Source organism: Shewanella colwelliana ATCC 39565 (assembly GCF_000518705.1).
Classification (GTDB): Bacteria; Pseudomonadota; Gammaproteobacteria; order Enterobacterales; family Shewanellaceae; genus Shewanella; species Shewanella colwelliana.
The window spans coordinates 41,224-60,579 of sequence record NZ_JAEC01000029.1 but is presented as its reverse complement, the minus strand read 5'-3'; the positions used below and the strand labels follow the sequence as shown (position 1 = coordinate 60,579).

Sequence of the window (19,356 nt, the reverse complement as noted above, 5' to 3'; positions counted from 1 at the left end):
TATTTCGACCACGTTAATGCTTAGCGTGCTATGGAATAACGCCGCACAGGCCACAGACTTAAAAGTTGGAGACAAAGCGCCTGATTTTAAGCTACAAGCGACCGATGGCCATAGTTACCAACTGAGTGACTACCTTGGTAAGCAGACATTAGTGCTTGCATGGTATCCGATGGCCAACACCCGCGGCTGCACCTTGGAGTGTAAATCGTTAGTGCAAAAAGGCAGTTTAATTCGCGAGTATAATGCGGTTTATATGATGGCCAGTGTCGATGACCTTGAGGACAACCAAAAGTTTGCCAAGGAGCAAAAAGCAGACTTTCCAATGTTAAGCGATCCAACAAAAGAGACGGCTAAAGCCTACGACGTACTCAATTTAGTCCGTGTCGCCAGCCGAGTGACCTTCTATATTGGCAAAGATGGCACCATCTTAAAAATTGATGACGACATTAACCCAGAAACAGCGGCAGAAGATATTGCCGCCACCCTGGCCGAGCTGGGCATTGAAAAACAGAGCTAACCGATTAAGTTAATGCCTCAAAGGCAAGGTCATAAGCCTTGCCTAAATCCACTGTTGTTGGCTTCGCTAATTTTAGGTCACTGTACTTTTTGTCGCTTGCTCTAAGCGTGGCTGGATGAACAAAACTCAGCGGAACCTTAACCACAGCAAGCATCACCCCTTCCAGAATAAACGTACCTGCACCGCCGGCTCCCTGTCCCGTTGTTGCACGGCGATTGACCACTATCTGTTCAATGGCATGCCGTTCGCAGTAGGCTAATAACGTTTCACAAAAGATCGCTATATCCGCTTGCGTCGGTGCTTTAGGAATCGCTATCTTGTTGAGTTTATCAGCCACCAACTCATGCTGCTCACGTGTACCGTTAAGGCTCACGATACGCACTTCATTACCCTTTAAAAATAACCCTGCAATCATCCATTATCCTTCCAGAAAAAAGCCCCATCACATTGATGGGGCTTAGCGTGCTTAATTAATTCCGTGATTATTGATGAGTCTGTACCCATGAATCAATCACAATACCTTGCGCGTTCACATCCATATCGACCTTAAGCTTCATATTGTAATCTTTAAGGCTCTCAAACTCAGGAGGAACAGGTTCTCCACTCATCTCCATCAAAGTCATCATAGGCTTGAACATCTTGCCATAATCAGCAGACATGGTGACTAAACCATTACTCGTTAGGGGTTCAGCGGTTAACGCCTCAGCGATGGCTTGGCTCTTTTCACCGCTGTAAACGGCTAAATGGTTACCTTTAACGGCCATCTTAGCACTGACACCTAAAGTAGGAGGCAGACCCAACGCAGCGCTTAAATCGATCGCACTGCCATCGCTAGGCAACTGCACATTTGCCAATTCAGGCGCAAAAGGCTTAACCATATTAAACAGGGTTGCGGGGTCATCTGCAGAAAGTGTCACTATCGCATCAAGCCCTTTTAACTCAATCTGCTGGGTTGCATCAGATAACTCGTAGTCCATTAACGACATCGATAGCCCTTTGACACCATTAGCCATGCCGGTAAACATGCCTAACATCGCAGGACTTTGGCCTTGCATCTGTGCTTGCATCTGTTGCAGGGGCGCACACTCATATTGAGGCGTTAGTAGATCATCCCATACCTTACTGATTGCAGGCACAAATTGATTAACGTCTACCCCTAGCCCCATGGAAAAGACACTTGCCTTAACATCTTGTGTGTAAGCAGGCAGAAAACCACGGATCTGGCTCAGCGCGCCCATAATCACCTGATTATTACTCTCAATTACAGTGCTAAAGCCCATGGTTGTCTGCTTATCTTTTACCGCAAACTCGGTATATCCCATGACAGTGCGTGGCCAATTAGCGGCGATACCATTGAGTTCGCGATTACACACCTCAGATCTCAGTTCAACAAATGGATCGTCATTAACCATGGTGAACAGATGAGTTAACTGTTTGGCGAGCTGATTACCATCTTGGGTCGTTATAGCTTTGACCAGTTCTTGATGGTTGATATAGCTAACCCCATCTTTAAGGAAGCCATGTTTAGCGAATATATCTTCGATAATACCTGACTCGGAGATAGGATTGGTGACAGGCTTAATACCCAGCGCCGTTTCTAATAAAGCCGGATCGCTAAAACTGGTCGCTAAAGTAATCGTTAGCATCCCGTTGTCGATAGCAAAAACAAGATCAATTTGCTCTTCTTCACCAGACTCTGTGAGCGGGTAAGCGCGATAATCGACTTGAGCTAGCTTACGCATCTCATGGTTTAAACCACTTTCAGCCTCTATGCTATCTAACAATGCCCAAAACACTTCTGGATTAGCAATATCTAACTTAAGCACGGGTAGCGCGCCCAAGGTGTAAAAATAACTGGTCAGATCCTCGGGAAGACCAAAGGTGGTGACAAACGTCTGTCCATCTTTCATCCCTTGCATATAACGATTAAATAGGCCAAAGAAAAACTTAGCACGAGGTTCGTTTTCATCTTGCATTAAAGCCTGTAATTCTTGCGGATACTGCTTCTGTGCGTCAGGAATCGAATCAATATAATCCTTCAGTGGAAACGGGGTGAACTGTGCTGAAAAGACAGGTGTATCGGCTGGAACATAAGCCAGCGCGGCATGGCCAGGCTGCTGTTCAGTACCATTTTGCGTTGCCCAATAGGCGCCGGCTCCAATTGCGATCACCGCCGCAGCCACTAATGCCTTCTTCATTAAAAACTCCCTTTAAAATATCGATAGCAGCCAAGACTGTGAGTCAACCGAAAGCTCGCAAACAAAAATTGTTGCACAGATAGTACTATATGGATGAATAGAAAGGGAAATGTGATTTATACCAATGTCGCTGAGTTGCTTGTGATCATTGGAGTTATCCCTGGATAGCCACATCGGGCTATCCAGGGCCTAAAGCTATTAAATTAGCGTGCGCCAGCAAACCAATCAAACATCAAGCTCTCGCCAAAGCGAGTTTGTTTCAATATCGACGGCAGCTCTGCCTGTAACTTTAAAGAGGAAGAAAAGTTACGTGATCCAATTTAGATCTGATACAGACGAGATATCAAAACCATCTACGGGAACTTACAACTATAGATCAAGATAATGACCTGTGCATAACTTTGTGCAAAAAAAGTGCACAAATCAGAAGTAAGTATTAAGCACCAAATTCTAAACATTAAAAAATCAATTATTTAAACAATATTCAATTTCATAAAATACAGGTTAGCCGCTCAACATCAGCGACTAATCCCGTTAAGCCTAGATTTCGTAATGCAGTCCACACTCACGTTTTAAACCGTTAAAACGGGTTTCCTCTTCGCTCATGCCTAGCTCTAACGGCTTACTCGAATGCGTATCACCCACCGACACATACCCCTGCTCCCACAATGGATGATAAGGTAGGTCATGGGCAGTTAGATACTCATGCACATCCTTATTGCTCCACTCTAATATCGGCAACAGCTTATAGCGATCGCCATGAATCGCTAAAATAGGCAAGGCTTCGCGAGTGGTCGATTGCGAACGACGCAACCCAGCAAACCAAGTTCCCACATTGAGATCGCTTAGTGCATTTTGCATCGGAATCACTTTATTGATCCGATTATACTGCTCCAATCCATCTAAACCTTGCTCCCACAAGCGTCCATAACGAGCCTCTTGCCAGGCGCTACTGTGTGGCGCTCGATAGGTTTTTAGGTTCAAGCTTAAACGCTCAGTTAACTGGTCAATAAACTGATAGGTTTCGGGAAAAAGGTATCCCGTGTCAGTGAGTATTACCGGAATATCACTTTGCGCTTGGCTGACCAGATGCAGCATCACAGCAGCCTGAATACCAAAACTCGATGACAGTGCATGATTCCCTGGCAAGTAAGCCAAGCCCCACACCACACGTTCACTTGGACTGAGCTTGGCTAAAAACTCATTCACCTGCGTTAATACGGCTTGCTGTTCAACTTTTGGCGCAGACAACAGCGCCAATAGTTCCTCAGCGGTCACCACTGAATTATCCATGAAAATCCCTAGCAGCATCGAGCACTGCTTTCACCACGCCAACGCGCACGGTGAAATTACCAAAGGTTTCATCTGTTTCGCGCTCACTGACATAACGAGCAAACAGGGCATCAAGTTCAGATAAGATCTCTGCTTCTTGAATATTCTCACGATAGAGTTTATTCAAACGCGTCCCTTCAAAACTAGCCCCTAAATAGAGGTTGTAACGTCCTGGCGCCTTACCCACTAAACCGATTTCAGCCGCAAATGGACGCGCACAACCATTAGGACAACCTGTCATGCGGATCACAATACCTTGGTCGAGAAAGCCATGTTTTTCTTGCAGCGCCTCAACTTTGGTTAAGAAGTCGGGGAAGTAACGTTCCGCCTCTGCCATCGCCAATGCACAAGTCGGTAGTGCTACACAAGCAATTGAATGGCCACGCGTTTCACTAATCAACTTGCCCATCAAGCCATGACTGCGAGCAATCGCTTCAATTTGTGCTTTGTCGGCTTCGGCCACACCCGCAATGATGATGTTCTGATTAGAGGTCATACGGAAATCACCTTTGTGTACCAAGGCTATCTCGCGTAACCCCGTTTGCAATGGTTGACCCGGCAGATCTTTAATGCGACCACCTTCAATAAATAGGGTTAAGTGCCACTGATCATCAACACCTTTGATCCAACCATAACGATCACCACGATCGCCGATCACAACGTCACGTTTAGGCTCAAACTTTATCCCTGCACGCTTTTCCACTTCAGCTTTAAACGCCTCAAACCCATGTTTTACAATGGTGTATTTAAGACGAGACTGTTTACGATCGGAACGATTGCCCCAGTCACGCTGCACCTTAAGTACCGCTTCGGCAAACTTAAGGCAGTCTTGTGCCTGAATAAAACCAAAATCATCCCCAAGACGCGGGAAGGTAGCGACTTCACCATGGGTCGATCCCATTCCACCACCAGCAACCATATTAAAGCCAATTAACTCACCCGCTTCAGCCACCGCGACGAAACCAAGGTCATTGGTATAAACATCCACGTCATTATCTGGCGGCACAGCAACGGCCATCTTAAATTTACGTGGCAGATAAGTCTTACCGTATACCGGCTCAACTTCATCACCTTCACTGACAGCAACTTTGTCATCACCCAGCCAGATTTCAGCGTAGGCTTTAGTGCGTGGTAAATAATTGTCTGACAGCTTTTTGGCCCAGTAAAAGGCTTGTTGGTGCAATCTAGACTCAACGGGGTTTGGATTACACATCACGTTGCGGTTGACGTCACCACAAGCTGCGATTGAATCTAATGCCTCTTTGTCGAGATCTTGAATCAAGGTCTTCAGGTTACGCTTTGGAATACCGTGATACTGAAACGTCTGACGTGTGGTAAGACGAATGCTATTTGAACTGGTAAGGTTTGTGGCAATTTTATCGACCCCTAACCATTGCTTAGGCGTACACACACCACCAGCCACACGAGCACGTAACATAAAGCTATATAAAGGCTCTAGTTTTTGCTCTTTACGTTCATTACGCAGATCGCGGTCATCTTGTTGATAGAAACCATGAAATTTGATGAGCTGCTGGTCACCTTCACTGAACGAGCCTGTCAATGAGGTATCTAAACCCTCTTCGATGGTGCCGCGCAGATAGTTACTGTCTGTTTTAAGGTATTCGTTTACTGATAATTTCTGATCACTCATGGCTAGCGCCTCATCCTTTTCGAGCAGCGGCATCACCACTGCTCGTTAATCTTTTTAGTCAAATCTACGGGTATCAAGACGTAGGGTTAGTAAACGTCTTTTTGATAACGCTTATCGCTACGCAGTGCTTCTAAATACGCTGCCGCCTGTTCATCATCTTTACCGCCAAACTGTTTAACCACCTCAAGAAGTGCCTGATGCACATCTTTGGCCATACGCTCTGCATCACCACAGATATAGAGATGTGCCCCGTTTTCTAACCACTGCCATAACGCTTCGCCGCGCTCAGTAATACGATGTTGCACATATATTTTGTGTGCTTGGTCCCGTGAGAAAGCTGAATCCAAACGGGTCAGGCTGCCATCATTGAGGTATTGCTGCCACTCGGTTTGGTAAAGGAAATCTTGTTCAAAGTGCGGATTACCGAAAAACAACCAGCTCTCTCCAGTCGCACCTTGCACGGCACGCTCCTGCATAAAGGCTCTGAAAGGCGCTACACCTGTGCCTGGGCCTATCATGATCACAGGCGTTTCTGGGTTCTCGGGTAAACGGAAGTGGTTGTTAGGCTCAACATAAACCTTCACTTCAGCTCCCTCATCAGCAGTCGCTAAAAATTGCGACGCGCCACCGAAACGGCTGGTGCCATTACGCTGATCTTCAACCAACGCCACAGTTAGATGTACTTCAGATTCCACTTCACTTTGACTCGATGCAATGGAATAGAGTCGCGGCGTGATTGGACGTAACAACTCGACCAACTGAAAGGCGGTGATATCAACGGGATATTGGGCAACAAGATCTGCTAGCTGATGATTGAGCACAAACTGACGCGTCTGTTCTCTATCTTCACTCAGTGCTAGTAATGCTTCATCACCGCTTAGTTGTGCCCAGTTTTGCACCAATCCTGGGTAGAGCTGAGTCAACTCTCGTTTTTCAGTTAATGCTTGGTTCAAGCTGAGCGTTTCATCACCAAGTGTTACTTGGGTTGCGCCATCCAGTGATAATTGCTCAATAATCTCATTCACTAAATCGGCAGAGTTAGTAAACCAAACTCCTAGCGCATCCCCCACCTGATAGCTCAGTCCTGATTCACCTAGGTCAATCTCAACATGACGAACGTCTCTGTCTGAGTCTCGCCCCGTCAGTTTTTGGCTGACAAGCAACTCGGCACTATAAGGCTTTTGCTTAGTGAAAGCTGAGCTGGTCGCTGACGTCACTGAAGAGATAGACACTACACTGGCACTCGCGGCACTGATTAACGGCTTCACCGCTTCAAGTACATTTTGCTGCCAAGTGCTCGCAGCTGCTTCATAATCCACATCGCACTCTGTTAGCGGCACAATCGATTTTGCCCCGAGCGCGGCAAGGCGCTGCTCAAAGTCTTTACCGGTTTGACAGAAAAACTCATAACTTGAGTCGCCTAAGGCTAACACTGAGTAATGTAAATTTTCTAAACTTGGCGCACGTTTCGACGCCAAGAACTTATGCAGTTCAATCGCATCATCAGGAGCTTCACCTTCACCATGGGTGCTGACCACAGCCAGTAGTAAGGTCTCCTGTTTTAGTTGACGCACCTTGTAATCAGCCATCGAAACCAGATTAACGGCATAGCCTTGGGCCAGTGCCTTCTCAGCAAGTTCGCTGGCAACGCCCCTGCCATTACCTGTCTGACTACCATATAAGATAGTAATGGTTTGCTCAGGGGTGCTTTCAACACTTCCTGTGCTAGCACCCAATTGCGCTGTCGCAGATAGATAACCACCCACCCATGCCAATTGCACAGCACTTAATTCTGCAGTGAGTTGCTTCAGCTTATCCACCTGTCCTTGAGACAGTGGAGAAGCCAGTGATGAAAGCTCTTTTAACAACATGGAAGACGGCCCTATATCAGTGTAATGAGCCTAGCTTAGTCCCTTACGTGAAAAGCAAAAAAGAATAAAATCTAATTTTTAATTCGATTTTGGAATATGCAAAGGTTACTATTTGAGCTACAAAAGTGAGGGTGGCGATAAAGTTTTTCGAAAAGAGTGCAGTTAACCACAGAATTTGAAATGAAATTTTGTGGCCTAGCGCAAATAAATTGCTCTGACCAGTGCTAAACACCTAAATATGAAAAATTCGCGCTTGTGTCTGATTTCAGACTCGCCACAATAACGAGCCTACAAAACATTAATAACGACGTCTGTCCCTAACTAAGAGGTTTCCTCAGTGAAACTAGGTCTACCTAAAGAGAGCCAAGCCGACGAAAAACGCGTAGCGTTAATTCCGGCCAACGTGACTCGGTTAATCAAAAAGAACCTCCAAATCCTTGTTGAAAGCGGAGCTGGCCTTGCGGCGGGTTTTAGCGATTCAGAATACCAGGAAGCAGGAGCGACTATCACCAGCCGTGAGCAGCTATTTCAAGAGGCTGAAATCATCACCTTAGTTAACTGTAAAGGTCAGCAATTTGATGAGATCAAAGCACTCGCTAAGCCAAATCAGTTATTCATTGGCATGATGGATCCCCTAGCTAATCCGGACAATGCGAAAATGCTTGCATCAACGGGCACAACGGCTATCGCGCTTGAACTGGTACCACGTATTACACGTGCGCAAAGCATGGATATTCTCTCTTCCATGGCAACGATTGCTGGCTATAAAGCAGTGCTATTGGCCGCCCATCATGCACCGCGACTCTTCCCCATGATGATGACTGCAGCGGGCACACTAAAACCGGCACGTGCATTTATCATGGGGGTAGGTGTGGCTAGTCTACAAGCTTGTGCGACCGCGAAACGACTCGGCGCAGTGGTTGAGGCCTATGATATTCGCCCCGCCGCCCGTGAACAGATCCTCTCGGTTGGCGCAAAGCCGGTAGAACTCGATCTTGAAACCGAGAACACAGAAACCAAAGGTGGTTACGCAACCGAGCAAAGCGACGACTTCCTCAAGCGTCAGCAACAGGCGATGACCAATGTATTGGCCCAGCAAGATATCGTGATCACCACCGCGGCGATTCCAGGCCGTAAAGCCCCTGTTCTTATTACCAAAGAGATGGTTGATGGCATGAAGCCTGGCACCATTATTGTTGACTTAGCGGCTGAAACGGGTGGTAACTGTGAGCTAACTCGTCTTGATGAGATTGTGGTTCACAATGGTGTCACCATTTTTGGCCCAGCCAATATTCCCGGTACGGCAGCCACCCATGCCAGCCAGATGTACGGGACTAATATTGAAAACTTGCTCAAGCTGCTGATCGATAAAGAAGGCCAGCTTAACTTAGACTTTGACGACGAGATTGTACGTGACACCGTTGTCGTACACCAAGGTGACGTGGTTAACGCGCGGATCCGAACACTATTGGGCATGCCCGAAATTGCTGCGCCAGAGGAGGCTCAATAATGGAAATTCTATTACTACTCACCCTATTTATGGTGGCGGTATTTTTAGGTGTCGAACTGATCACTAAAGTGCCACCAACACTGCATACACCATTAATGTCAGGTTCAAATGCAATCTCAGGGATCTCATTAGTTGGCGCACTTCTATCGGCCGGTTCTGGCGCGGGCATTTGGGTCAATGTGTTAGGTTTTATCGCTGTGGTACTTGCCACAATTAATGTTGTTGGTGGCTATATGGTTACCAACCGCATGCTTGCCATGTTTAAAAGGAAATAAGCTAACATGAGTATGACGATTATTTATCTCGCCTACCTTGTGGCTGCGAGTCTGTTTATTTTAGGTATCAAAGGCCTCACTAAACCACGCACTGCGGTACGTGGTAACCAGTTATCGGCCTTAGGTATGTTTATAGCTGTTGTGGTAACCCTTTTTGATAAAAGCATTTTAAGCTACGAATGGATCATCGCAGGGGTATTACTGGGCGGAACCATTGGTGCTGTGATGGCCACCAAGATTCAAGTCACGGCAATGCCACAGATGGTCGCCCTGCTTAACGGTTTTGGTGGTGGAGCATCGCTATTTATCGCCATGGCGAGCTTCCTTGATCCCGAATCAGCAACCCATCTGGTGGCGCTTATCTCTATCAGTTTAACTGTACTGATTGGTGCGGTGACGCTTTCTGGTTCGTTTGTGGCTTTCGCGAAACTCCAAGAGCTGATCTCGGGTAATCCAATTAGAGTACCCGGTAATAAGTTTATCAATGCTGTGTTATTGATTTCAGCCATTGGTCTCTCTATTGCTATAGTCCTCGACCCTAGTAATACCGCGCTCATTTATGCTTTAGTGGCGGTATCATTACTGCTAGGCCTATTCCTCGTCGTCCCTATTGGTGGTGCGGACATGCCTGTTGTGATTGCACTGCTTAACTCATACTCAGGTATTGCGGCGGCGACCACAGGTTTCATCACAGGTAACACGGTACTGATTGTGTCTGGTTCACTGGTCGGTGCGTCGGGGATTATTCTGACACAAATCATGTGTAAGGCGATGAACCGTTCGCTATTTAACGTGCTGTTTGGCGTCATGGCGGAAGGCGGCGAAACCATCGATGCCGATGAAGTCTACGCAGGTAAAGTCACCTCATCATCGCCTGAAGAAGTCGCTATGCTATTAGAAACCGCAGAGCGCGTAGTTATTGTACCTGGTTACGGATTAGCCATGGCCCAAGCTCAACATGCGGTGCGTGAACTGGCCTCAGTACTTGAAGGACGTGGCGCACAAGTCTTGTACGCGATTCATCCGGTTGCAGGGCGTATGCCAGGGCACATGAACGTACTGCTGGCAGAAGCAGAAGTGCCTTATGAGCAGTTGATAGAGATGGATGAGATCAACCCTCAGTTTGAGCAAACCGACGTGGCTATTGTTATTGGTGCCAACGATGTAACCAACCCTATGGCGCGAGAAGACAAAGGTAGCCCAATCTATGGCATGCCGATTCTTAACGTAGACAAAGCGCGCACCGTGGTTGTGGTTAAACGTTCATTGAGTCCAGGTTTTGCTGGACTGCCTAACCCCTTGTTTGCCAAAGACAACACTTTAATGTTGTTTGGCGACGGTAAAAAGGCAATTGTGGATTTAACCCAGAGCCTAAAAGAAGCAGATTAGTCTAATCGCTGACATATTAAAAAGACCGCGATGCGGTCTTTTTATTTTTCTAGCCCTTTTAGACTTTGACCTGTTGAAAACCTAAATAAACGCTTGATTTTTAACCACCTTGTAGCATCCTATGACTACGGCTCATTGGCTAAACTAATAATATGAAAACGATAATTTCACTCAGCCCCCTCATACTCTCGTTATCACTGATAACGCCCTTATCACTCATGGCAGAAGAAACCTCTACACCACAGGCCAACTACCGCACTGACGATTGGGGGGTTGCTATTGGTGTCCGTCGTGGCGATATTCCCTATGCCGTTGAAGACGATGAAGTCTATGACGTACTGCCACTACTTAAATTTGAAAGTGACTATGCCTTTATCAATGGTATGGAAGGTGGCGTACATTTATGGCAGCAGGGCGATCATCAAATTAATGCTTATACCCGCTTTCGCTTTGTCGATATTCCTAAAGAGTTACAAAATGAATCTCAGGCGCAAGCCTTCGATTTTGGACTGCAATACAAATTTACCCATGGACCTTGGGAAGCCGACGTTGCCTTGCTTTCTGATTCGCACAAACGCGGCTACCTTTACACGCGAACTAAATACCACTGGCAACAAGGCGACTGGAAGCTCACCCCCTATGCAGAGTTTCAATGGAAGAGCGACGACTTTAACCAGTATTACTATGGATTAGAGCAATATGACGTCGGCGGTGGCGTTCAAGTAAACGCTGGTGTAGAGGCACGTTACCATGTAGTCAGCAACCTTTACCTACTTGGCCAATTTGGCATTGGACGTTTGGAAGACAGTGTATCGAATCTGCCAAGCATAGACACCGCCTACCAATATGAGTCCTTTTTTGGATTTGGCTTCTTTCCTGAGCCTAACAAAAAGAGCTACCGCTCGGTGCCCTATAGTGATGACAGTGATGAGTTTTTGCGGCTCTCTCACGGCTGGGCTACGCCCTCCAATCTCAATGAAATATTAAACTGGAACACGCGCACCGATCCCTATAATAACCAAATGAGCTCGCTGTTTTACGGTACCCGCTTGAGCGAGACACTATTTACCCTGCCCATTGAACTTTATTTTACCCCCGGTTTGGCTTGGCATCACAGTTCTGAAGTGCAAAATGATTTAGCTGAGGCGGTCGTCGCCATTAAAGCATTCTATACCTTTGAGCTAGGACCAAGATTTAGATTAGGCGTAGCCGAAGGGCTCTCTTATGTCAGCAGCCTTACCCATATTGAAGGTTCTGAAATTGAGGAGAAAGGTTATAAACCATCAAAGCTACTTAACTATCTTGATTTCTCGCTCGACGTCAACATGGGCGACCTATTCAACAGCCACAACATGCGAAACATGTGGCTAGGCTATGCTATTCACCATAGATCGGGCATATTTGAAACCAGCTCAGCATTTGGGCGTATTAAAGGCGGCAGTAATTACCAAACAATTTACCTGCAATGGCATTTCTAATCTGCCATCCAGCCTATGCAGGTTTGTGGCCAAGAATCATTCTGGCAACAAATCTGAACATATTTGTGACGTTCAACAGTGATCCGATCAAGTAACCGTTGCGTATTGCTTGCATAAATAGGAGTCATCTGATTATATAATCATCGATAGTGAATTAATCTGAGTGTTAATTGAGGAAAGTGTTATGCAAGCGTCAGCCTTAGACAGCAACTATCTCACCTTTGAGGAGAGAAGAATTGCCCAAGCCAATGTTGAGCAACATTGGGATCGCCTTACTACACCTCAAAGATTCGCTTTTTACACCCTTGCAAAACTGGGCTACCAATTACTTTTTGTTAGGAGCTCACCTCACTCTCGCACTGCTGTGGCTAAACAAGACGACAAGCTCGTCACCATTGACGATGAAGGTGATATCGATTTTAACCCTGATGTCGTCCTACGTGAACGTCGTCCACCACGTCACTGAATGAATAATTATTAAAATAAAAGGAGCACTATGCTCCTTTTATTTTGGCCGGTATTATCCATTCAGCATGTTATACCAATCAGTATTAAGATCTGTTCGCTCTGCGAGCGTTTAGTGCGTCTGAAGCAAGGCCCTCAATTGCTCCTCGTCTCTAACATCCTCGGTAACCGATCCGTGCGTTACCCTATCTCCTATATCCATATAGTCGTGCATCAAGGGCATTCACAACGTCATTGTTGATTGCAATGAATGAGGAACATAGTCGTTCGTTAACACGGCATCGGATGCAGTAAAACACACTGAGTTGATCACACTCTTATCGTGATTGGTATCACTCCCCATGCACAGGGCTATTCATCGCTTGTTCAACCAGCCACGCTGTCGCCGCCTGTTGCCCCATCATACGTTCTAATGTGGGTCGAATATATTGCGCCATTGCTGGGCGCCGCCAAAACATATATTGCGGTAAATCATGCAGTTTACTAGCACCAAATAGCTGCTGTAGCAGGCTAGAAAACTCATTCAACTCATCGGCTTTATACTGATGCAAATGGGGATAAACCTCTGCAATCAGCGTGGAAAACCGCTCAAATTGACCCAGTTGCTGCCACGTGTAACGCGCTAATAACTGTGAAAGCATTGGCGTTGTCCAGTGAGACATCGCCTGCACACTCTCAAATACTGCCAAATTACGTTTATGATACTGCTGCCAGGCTAACGCCATTGGCTCTCCTTGTTTAGCCAGGTGCCAAACAAGGTAAAAGTCGGCGAGCCACTCATGCTGATATGGGGTTAATCCTTCTTGCCCCCAGTAGTCGACAGGCAAACGTGCCGTGGCCAGATGACCTAGCTCATGAATTAAGGTGAGCTGTTGTGATGCCGCTAAAGGTAGCGCATACACCTCGCCTCCCCATAGTGCTGAAGAGGACATAGGGATATTTTCAACTGATAAAAACACCACCCCAGCAATAGATGAATGAGAAACGGGGCGCGCCATGGCTCCTCTTCCCCCCATCTGTAGGCGAAGCTGAGCGCGATTGCTCGGCAGTTGCCGTTTTACAGTGCTAGGCAACTGTGCCAAGCACAACTCCAGTTGCGGCGTATGGCAAACTAAGGCCTGCGACGTCTGGCTGATCGGCGCCCAAAACCAGCCGCTAGCGATAAATAACGCTTCTGCTAACACTCGATAGCCAACCTCAATATGCATCTGCTTGCCCTAGGTAACAGATTATCTTGAGTATGAGAGTCTGTATAGCGCAAACGTGCAAGCAAGTTAATGTGGCCCTCCCCTGCTCGCTTTGAAGCAGATAGGTATTGGAGCATGATCCAGCTACTCTTTTTAAAAAATTGTCAGTGATTATACCAATCCCCTCCACTAATTGCGGTAGAATGTGGGCTCGTTTTGATTAACACATTTAGGTTTCCGTGGTCGAAAAAGCAAGCTTCTCATCCTCTTTTTATCATCCAAAGTACTGGCTTATCTGGCTAGGCGTGGCCATTATGCGGTTAAGCCAGTTGTTACCTTTACGCCAACAGATGCGCCTAGGAAAAGCCATTGGCCGATTGGCCATGAAGCTTGTCAAAGGTAGAGTTAACACGGCCAAGCGTAATATTGAATTGTGTTTTCCACAGATGTCGGCAGCAGACCAAGCAGTACTGCTCACCCAAAACTTTGAAGAAACGGGTAAAGCTATTTTCGATATTGCCAACGCTTGGTGGTGGCCAGATAGCAAAGTACAGCAGCACATGACCATTAAAGGACAAGCCCATGTAGAGCAGACCTTAGCCGCCGGCCAAGGTGTCATCCTATTTGCGGTGCACTGTCTTCCTCTTGAGATGGGGGCACGTATTTTTGGCCAATTCCAACCCGGTATTGGTGTCTATCGGCCCCATAATAATCCGTTGATGGAGTATCTGCAGGTCAATGGGCGCTTACGTTCTAACAAAGGCTTAGTCGCTAAACGCGATATCCGTCAAATGGTGCGCAGCTTAAGAAGCCCTGATGTAATTTGGTATACCGCAGACCAAGACTTTGGCCGCTCGAGTGCGGTATTTATTCCTTTTTTCGCCGTCCCCGATGCCGCCACGATAACCGGTGCCACGACACTCGCCAAACTGGGTAAAGCCAAAGTGCTCCCTTTGCCGTCGTCCGCAACGATGATGATAACGGCTACAGCATTGAAATACAGGCGCCATTGGACGATTTCCCCGGTGAGAATGAGCTTGAAGACGCCAAACGTGGTAATCAAATCGTCGAATCAATCATTGATCGTAATCGCGCCCAATATATGTGGTTACATCGCCGTTTCAAAACTCGACCAAATAAAGACGACCCCTCTTTATATCAGTAACCCCTGCACTCGATGGCAGTGATATAGCGCACTGTCATTAAGACACCTCAATGTCATATTGACTACTTACACTGAGTGTCATAATGACAGTAATGACGTAAATAAAAAACACTAAACCACATAAAAACAATAAGATACAAAGCTGGCACAGCTAGTGCTATATCAGTGCAACTTATACTAAAATATATTGCGCTGAGAGGTTTTATGAGCAAGCAACGGCTAACTGCAATAGCACTGATAGTGGTACTTATTGCATCCTTCACGGTACTGCTAAGTATTGGCAGTGAGATCTATCGAGAAAAGCCCCCGATTCCCACCGCCTTTGTTAATGAACAAGGCAGCCCTATCTTCACCAAAAATGATATTGAACAAGGTCAACTGGTCTGGCGTTCAATGGGTGGCCATCAGTTGGGTTCAATTTGGGGACACGGTTCCTACGTTGCACCAGACTGGACTGCAGATTGGCTGCATAAAGAAGCACAAGCTTGGTTAGATATCACAGCTAAAGCACGCCACAACTTGCCCTTCAATGAACTCAACTCTCAAGTTCAAGCTGCACTGGAGCAAGCATTACGCGAGGATATTCGCGCCAACAGTGTCGTCACCGATCCCCAAGGCAACAGTGTCATTACCCTGTCAGCTACCCGTATTCAGGCGATCGGTCAGGTCGTCGAACACTATCTGGCATTATTTGGTGATGACCCTAAATTGTCAGTGCTCAGAGAGCAGTATGCAATGAAAGAGGGCACTGTGCCGGATCTCGCTAGACGAGAAAAGCTTAATGCCTTCCTATTTTGGGGCGCTTGGGCAGCCGTCACAGAGCGCCAAGGAGAGTCCTACACCTACACTAATAACTGGCCTTATGATCCACAGATCGGTAATACACCAACTTCTGATAACATCGTGTGGTCAATCTTAAGTATTATTACCCTGATTGCCGGTATTGGCGGCTTAGTTTGGCATCATGCAAGTGGCAAACATGAGAGTCTACCTCAGCCTGCAGAACAAGATCCCTTATTCCTCACCAAACCCACGCCGTCACAAAAGGCCGTAGGCAAGTATTTCGTCACTGCCATTGGTTTGTTTTTACTACAAATTTTTCTAGGTGGTATTACCGCACACTACGCTGTTGAAGGGCAAAACTTCTACGGTATACCACTCTCTGAAATTTTACCCTACTCGGTCACTCGTACTTGGCATACCCAACTCGCGGTTTTTTGGATCGCGACCGCATGGCTGGGTACGGGCCTTTATATCGCCCCAGCACTGTCTGGATATGAACCCAAATTCCAGCGTCTTGGTGTGAATGTGCTCTGGATTGCGTTAGTCATCGTCGTACTCGGCTCTATGGCGGGTGAATGGATAGGCGTTCAACAGTATTTCGACTTGGATATGAACTTCCTATTTGGACACCAAGGCTACGAATACATAGATTTAGGCCGTGTATGGCAAGTGCTACTGCTAGGCGGTCTACTGATTTGGTTAGCCCTGGTGACGGCATCAATTCGCCCAGCCCTCAAAGTAAAAGGTGAGATGCGCCCAGTTATTTGGGTATTGTATGCATCATGTGTCGCTATTGGCCTGTTCTACGGTGCAGGGCTAATGATGGGCAAACACACCAACCTTGCCATCGCCGAATATTGGCGTTGGTGGGTGGTTCATTTATGGGTTGAAGGCTTCTTCGAAACCTTTGCAACGTCAGTTATCGCACTCATGTTGGTACGCTTAGGCCTCATTCGTGCTCGCAGTGCTAATGCTGCCGTGCTCTTTACCACTGTGATCTTCTTAACGGGTGGTCTAATTGGTACCCTACACCACCTCTATTTTACTGGCACACCAACGTCGGTTATTGCTTGGGGCGCTATATTCTCGGCTCTTGAAGTCGTTCCGCTCGCCTTAATCGGTTTCGAAGCCGTTGAAAGCTACCGTTTACGTAACGCTAGTCCATGGATGATCCGCTATAAGTGGGCAATCATGTTCTTCGTCGCCACCGCGTTTTGGAATTTAGTCGGAGCAGGCATTCTAGGTTTCTTAATCAACCCTCCTATCGCACTGTATTTTATTCAAGGATTAAACACCACTGCCACCCATGGCCATGCTGCCTTTATGGGAGTCTACGGCATGCTCGGCATGGGATTAATGCTGTTCTGTCTTCGCGGCTTAAGTGGTCAAATTCAATGGAATGAAAAATGGCTAAAAGGCGCGTTTTGGAGCCTTAACATTGGCCTTGCCGCCATGGTATTTATGTCACTATTGCCTGTAGGGTTAACGCAGTTCTTTGCAGTACTTGAAAATGGCTACTGGTTTGCACGTTCACCAGAAGTCATTCACAGTCCACTCGTGGAAACCTTAGTCTGGATGCGTATGCCTGGTGATATTCTATTTGGTGCAGGCGGCTTGTTTATGGGCGTATTCCTGTTTGACTTAATTAAGAAGGCGCTGGCTAAATCTAAAGGCAAAGTAGAACAAGGGGAGCCACTACCAGCCGCTACATAATCGTATGATTCACTAAGGTCGAAGTACAGAAATAGGGGCAGCGAGCCCCTATTTCTGGTCTGATATCAGCGCTACGGCCACTCAGTCAACAAGACGAGACATCTATGTAAACTGGCATGTTCAATTTGGCATAGTCAATCAAACGCACTAAATTAAACACGTCAAATTGACAGCATCAAATTGACATTGCACTAGGATTTATTGGTCATATCCGTTCATAATAACCACTCATATTAACCCTATTACCTTGTTAACATTTGGAGACCCTATGGCCCTCAGCCAGACTGAACTCACTCGCATGGCACTCGATCTCACCTCAGGGCTCTCCAACCACGATAGATTCTCTCGCCTGCTCAATACAATCAGACTTAGCGTTCAGTGCGATGCCGCAGCACTACTACAATTTAAGGGGCAGCTATTTACGCCATTAGCCATAGATGGACTCAGCCCAGATGTGCTTGGTCGACGCTTTAACCTTCACGAACACCCCCGCCTCGAAGCCATTGCGCGAGCGGGTGATATTGTGCGTTTCCCCGCCGATAGCGATCTTCCAGATCCCTATGATGGCCTGATCCCAAATCAAGGCGACAACCTAACTGTACATGCCTGTATCGGCTTACCACTCATCGCCGATGGTGCCCTGATCGGCGCTATCACAATCGACGGCTTTAACCCGGATCAATTTACCTCCTTTAGTGATGGGCAATTACGTGCCATCAGCGCCATTGCCTCGGCTTCGCTCAATAACGCGCTACTCATCGATAAACTCGAGAAACAGTCACTACAATCAAAATGGGATGACACACAAGTCAGCACAACGCGCGCTCAAGCTGCCGACACCGAGATCATAGGTCAATCTCCAGTAATGCTTAATCTCAATCAAGAGATCGCCGTCGTCGCACCAACCGAGCTCAACGTGCTCATTCTTGGTGAAACGGGCACGGGTAAAGAGCTTATAGCCAGCGCTATCCACCAGCAGTCCCAACGTGCCAATCAAGCCTTGGTATACCTCAATTGCGCAGCATTACCAGAATCTGTGGCAGAAAGTGAACTCTTTGGCCATGTCAAAGGGGCGTTTACGGGAGCAATTAGCCATCGTAGCGGTAAGTTTGAAATGGCCGACAAGGGCTCACTGTTTTTAGATGAGATAGGTGAGCTCCCGCTGACACTGCAATCGAAGTTACTGCGGGTATTGCAATATGGTGATCTACAAAAGATCGGTGATGATCGCAGTTTAAAGGTGGACGTTCGTATCATTGCCGCCACTAATAAAAACCTTAAAAATGAAGTGTTAGCAGGCCGCTTTAGGGCCGATTTGTATCATAGACTTAGCGTGTTCCCGCTGCTCGCTCCGCCTCTCAGAGAGCGCGAACAAGACATCACCTTACTCAGTGGTTTTTTTGTTGAGCGCTGTCGCCAGCAATTAGGCCTGCAAAGCCTACGTCTCAGCCCCCAAAGCATAACCATGCTCAACCAATATGCTTGGCCGGGTAATGTTAGGGAGCTCGAACACAGTATTTATCGAGCGGCCATCTTGGCAAGAGCACAGTCGACCGGCAATATTGCCTTGATAAATCCAACACATTTTGAATTTGCACCGCAAAACCAAACCGCAATGACCCAAGAGATCGCTACCCCAGCTTTCGCCGTCAGCGGCGATCTTAAGCAGGCTACAGAGCAATTTCAAAGCAACTATATTCGTCAGATGTTGCTGCAACACCAAAATAACTGGGCAGCAACCGCTCGCGCCTTGAAAATTGATTCAGGAAATTTACACAGATTGGCAAAACGACTAGGGTTAAAACCGAACAACGAATAAAAA

Annotated in this window: 14 protein-coding genes and 1 pseudogene; 9 read left to right on the top strand and 6 right to left on the bottom strand. The window is 46.9% G+C overall.

Features of this window, described 5'->3' with window-relative positions; genetic code table 11:
- The first annotated feature begins 16 nt into the window (after positions 1–16).
- Positions 17–517: a peroxiredoxin family protein gene (locus L876_RS0112835; RefSeq protein ID WP_394230430.1), complete on the top strand. Its 501-nt coding sequence runs from the start codon at positions 17–19 to the stop codon at positions 515–517.
- Between the two features lie 4 nt (positions 518–521).
- On the opposite strand, the gene L876_RS0112830 is transcribed toward L876_RS0112835, so the two are convergent.
- The 5 genes from L876_RS0112830 to L876_RS0112810 all read right to left on the bottom strand — a co-directional run bounded on the left by L876_RS0112830 (position 522) and on the right by L876_RS0112810 (position 7,569).
- On the bottom strand, positions 522–932 hold the full coding sequence (locus tag L876_RS0112830) for a DUF3010 family protein (RefSeq protein ID WP_028764180.1): 411 nt from the start codon (positions 930–932) through the stop codon (positions 522–524).
- A gap of 67 nt (positions 933–999) precedes the next feature.
- Positions 1,000–2,715, bottom strand: a complete 1,716-nt coding sequence (locus L876_RS0112825; RefSeq protein WP_028764179.1) for a hypothetical protein — start codon at positions 2,713–2,715, stop codon at positions 1,000–1,002.
- Positions 2,716–3,255: 540 nt separating this feature from the next.
- Positions 3,256–4,008, bottom strand: coding sequence for a phosphoadenylyl-sulfate reductase (locus L876_RS0112820; RefSeq protein WP_175427318.1), 753 nt, complete (start codon positions 4,006–4,008; stop codon positions 3,256–3,258).
- Positions 4,001–5,698 carry an assimilatory sulfite reductase (NADPH) hemoprotein subunit gene (gene cysI, locus L876_RS0112815; protein ID WP_028764177.1) on the bottom strand — a complete coding sequence of 566 codons (1,698 nt, stop codon included), beginning with the start codon at positions 5,696–5,698 and terminating at the stop codon, positions 4,001–4,003. The genes L876_RS0112820 and cysI overlap by 8 nt, the downstream gene beginning before the upstream one ends.
- An 86-nt stretch (positions 5,699–5,784) precedes the next feature.
- On the bottom strand, positions 5,785–7,569 hold the full coding sequence (locus tag L876_RS0112810; RefSeq protein ID WP_028764176.1) for an assimilatory sulfite reductase (NADPH) flavoprotein subunit: 1,785 nt from the start codon (positions 7,567–7,569) through the stop codon (positions 5,785–5,787).
- A 337-nt stretch (positions 7,570–7,906) separates the two neighbouring features.
- Between L876_RS0112810 and L876_RS0112805 the strand changes: the two genes are divergently transcribed.
- The 5 genes from L876_RS0112805 (at position 7,907) to L876_RS0112785 (ending at position 12,687) form a co-directional block, all read left to right on the top strand.
- Entirely contained in the window at positions 7,907–9,079 is a 1,173-nt protein-coding gene (locus tag L876_RS0112805) for a Re/Si-specific NAD(P)(+) transhydrogenase subunit alpha (protein ID WP_028764175.1), read from the top strand.
- Positions 9,079–9,354, top strand: coding sequence for an NAD(P) transhydrogenase subunit alpha part 2 (locus L876_RS0112800; RefSeq protein WP_028764174.1), 276 nt, complete (start codon positions 9,079–9,081; stop codon positions 9,352–9,354). Before L876_RS0112805 ends, L876_RS0112800 begins: the two co-directional genes overlap by 1 nt.
- 6 nt (positions 9,355–9,360) lie before the next feature.
- On the top strand, positions 9,361–10,743 hold the full coding sequence (locus L876_RS0112795; RefSeq protein ID WP_028764173.1) for an NAD(P)(+) transhydrogenase (Re/Si-specific) subunit beta: 1,383 nt from the start codon (positions 9,361–9,363) through the stop codon (positions 10,741–10,743).
- A gap of 152 nt (positions 10,744–10,895) precedes the next feature.
- Positions 10,896–12,221 carry a MipA/OmpV family protein gene (locus tag L876_RS0112790; protein WP_028764172.1) on the top strand — a complete coding sequence of 442 codons (1,326 nt, stop codon included), beginning with the start codon at positions 10,896–10,898 and terminating at the stop codon, positions 12,219–12,221.
- Positions 12,222–12,405: 184 nt separating this feature from the next.
- The gene (locus tag L876_RS0112785) at positions 12,406–12,687 is read left to right on the top strand and encodes a hypothetical protein (protein WP_028764171.1); all 282 of its coding nucleotides are present in this window, start codon (positions 12,406–12,408) and stop codon (positions 12,685–12,687) included.
- Positions 12,688–13,018: 331 nt separating this feature from the next.
- Here the strand turns inward: L876_RS0112785 and L876_RS0112780 are convergent, their stop codons facing one another.
- The gene (locus tag L876_RS0112780) at positions 13,019–13,894 is read right to left on the bottom strand and encodes a hypothetical protein (RefSeq protein WP_051413112.1); all 876 of its coding nucleotides are present in this window, start codon (positions 13,892–13,894) and stop codon (positions 13,019–13,021) included.
- A 218-nt stretch (positions 13,895–14,112) separates the two neighbouring features.
- Here L876_RS0112780 and L876_RS21720 point away from each other — a divergent pair.
- From L876_RS21720 to norR, 3 genes and pseudogenes are all read left to right on the top strand, one after another.
- A pseudogene (locus L876_RS21720) lies at positions 14,113–15,038 on the top strand (LpxL/LpxP family Kdo(2)-lipid IV(A) lauroyl/palmitoleoyl acyltransferase).
- A gap of 204 nt (positions 15,039–15,242) precedes the next feature.
- Positions 15,243–17,534: a nitric-oxide reductase large subunit gene (locus tag L876_RS0112770; protein ID WP_028764169.1), complete on the top strand. Its 2,292-nt coding sequence runs from the start codon at positions 15,243–15,245 to the stop codon at positions 17,532–17,534.
- A 268-nt stretch (positions 17,535–17,802) separates the two neighbouring features.
- Positions 17,803–19,353 (top strand): nitric oxide reductase transcriptional regulator NorR, encoded by a 1,551-nt coding sequence (gene norR, locus L876_RS0112765; protein ID WP_028764168.1) that lies wholly within the window; start codon positions 17,803–17,805, stop codon positions 19,351–19,353.
- Positions 19,354–19,356 lie beyond the last annotated feature (3 nt).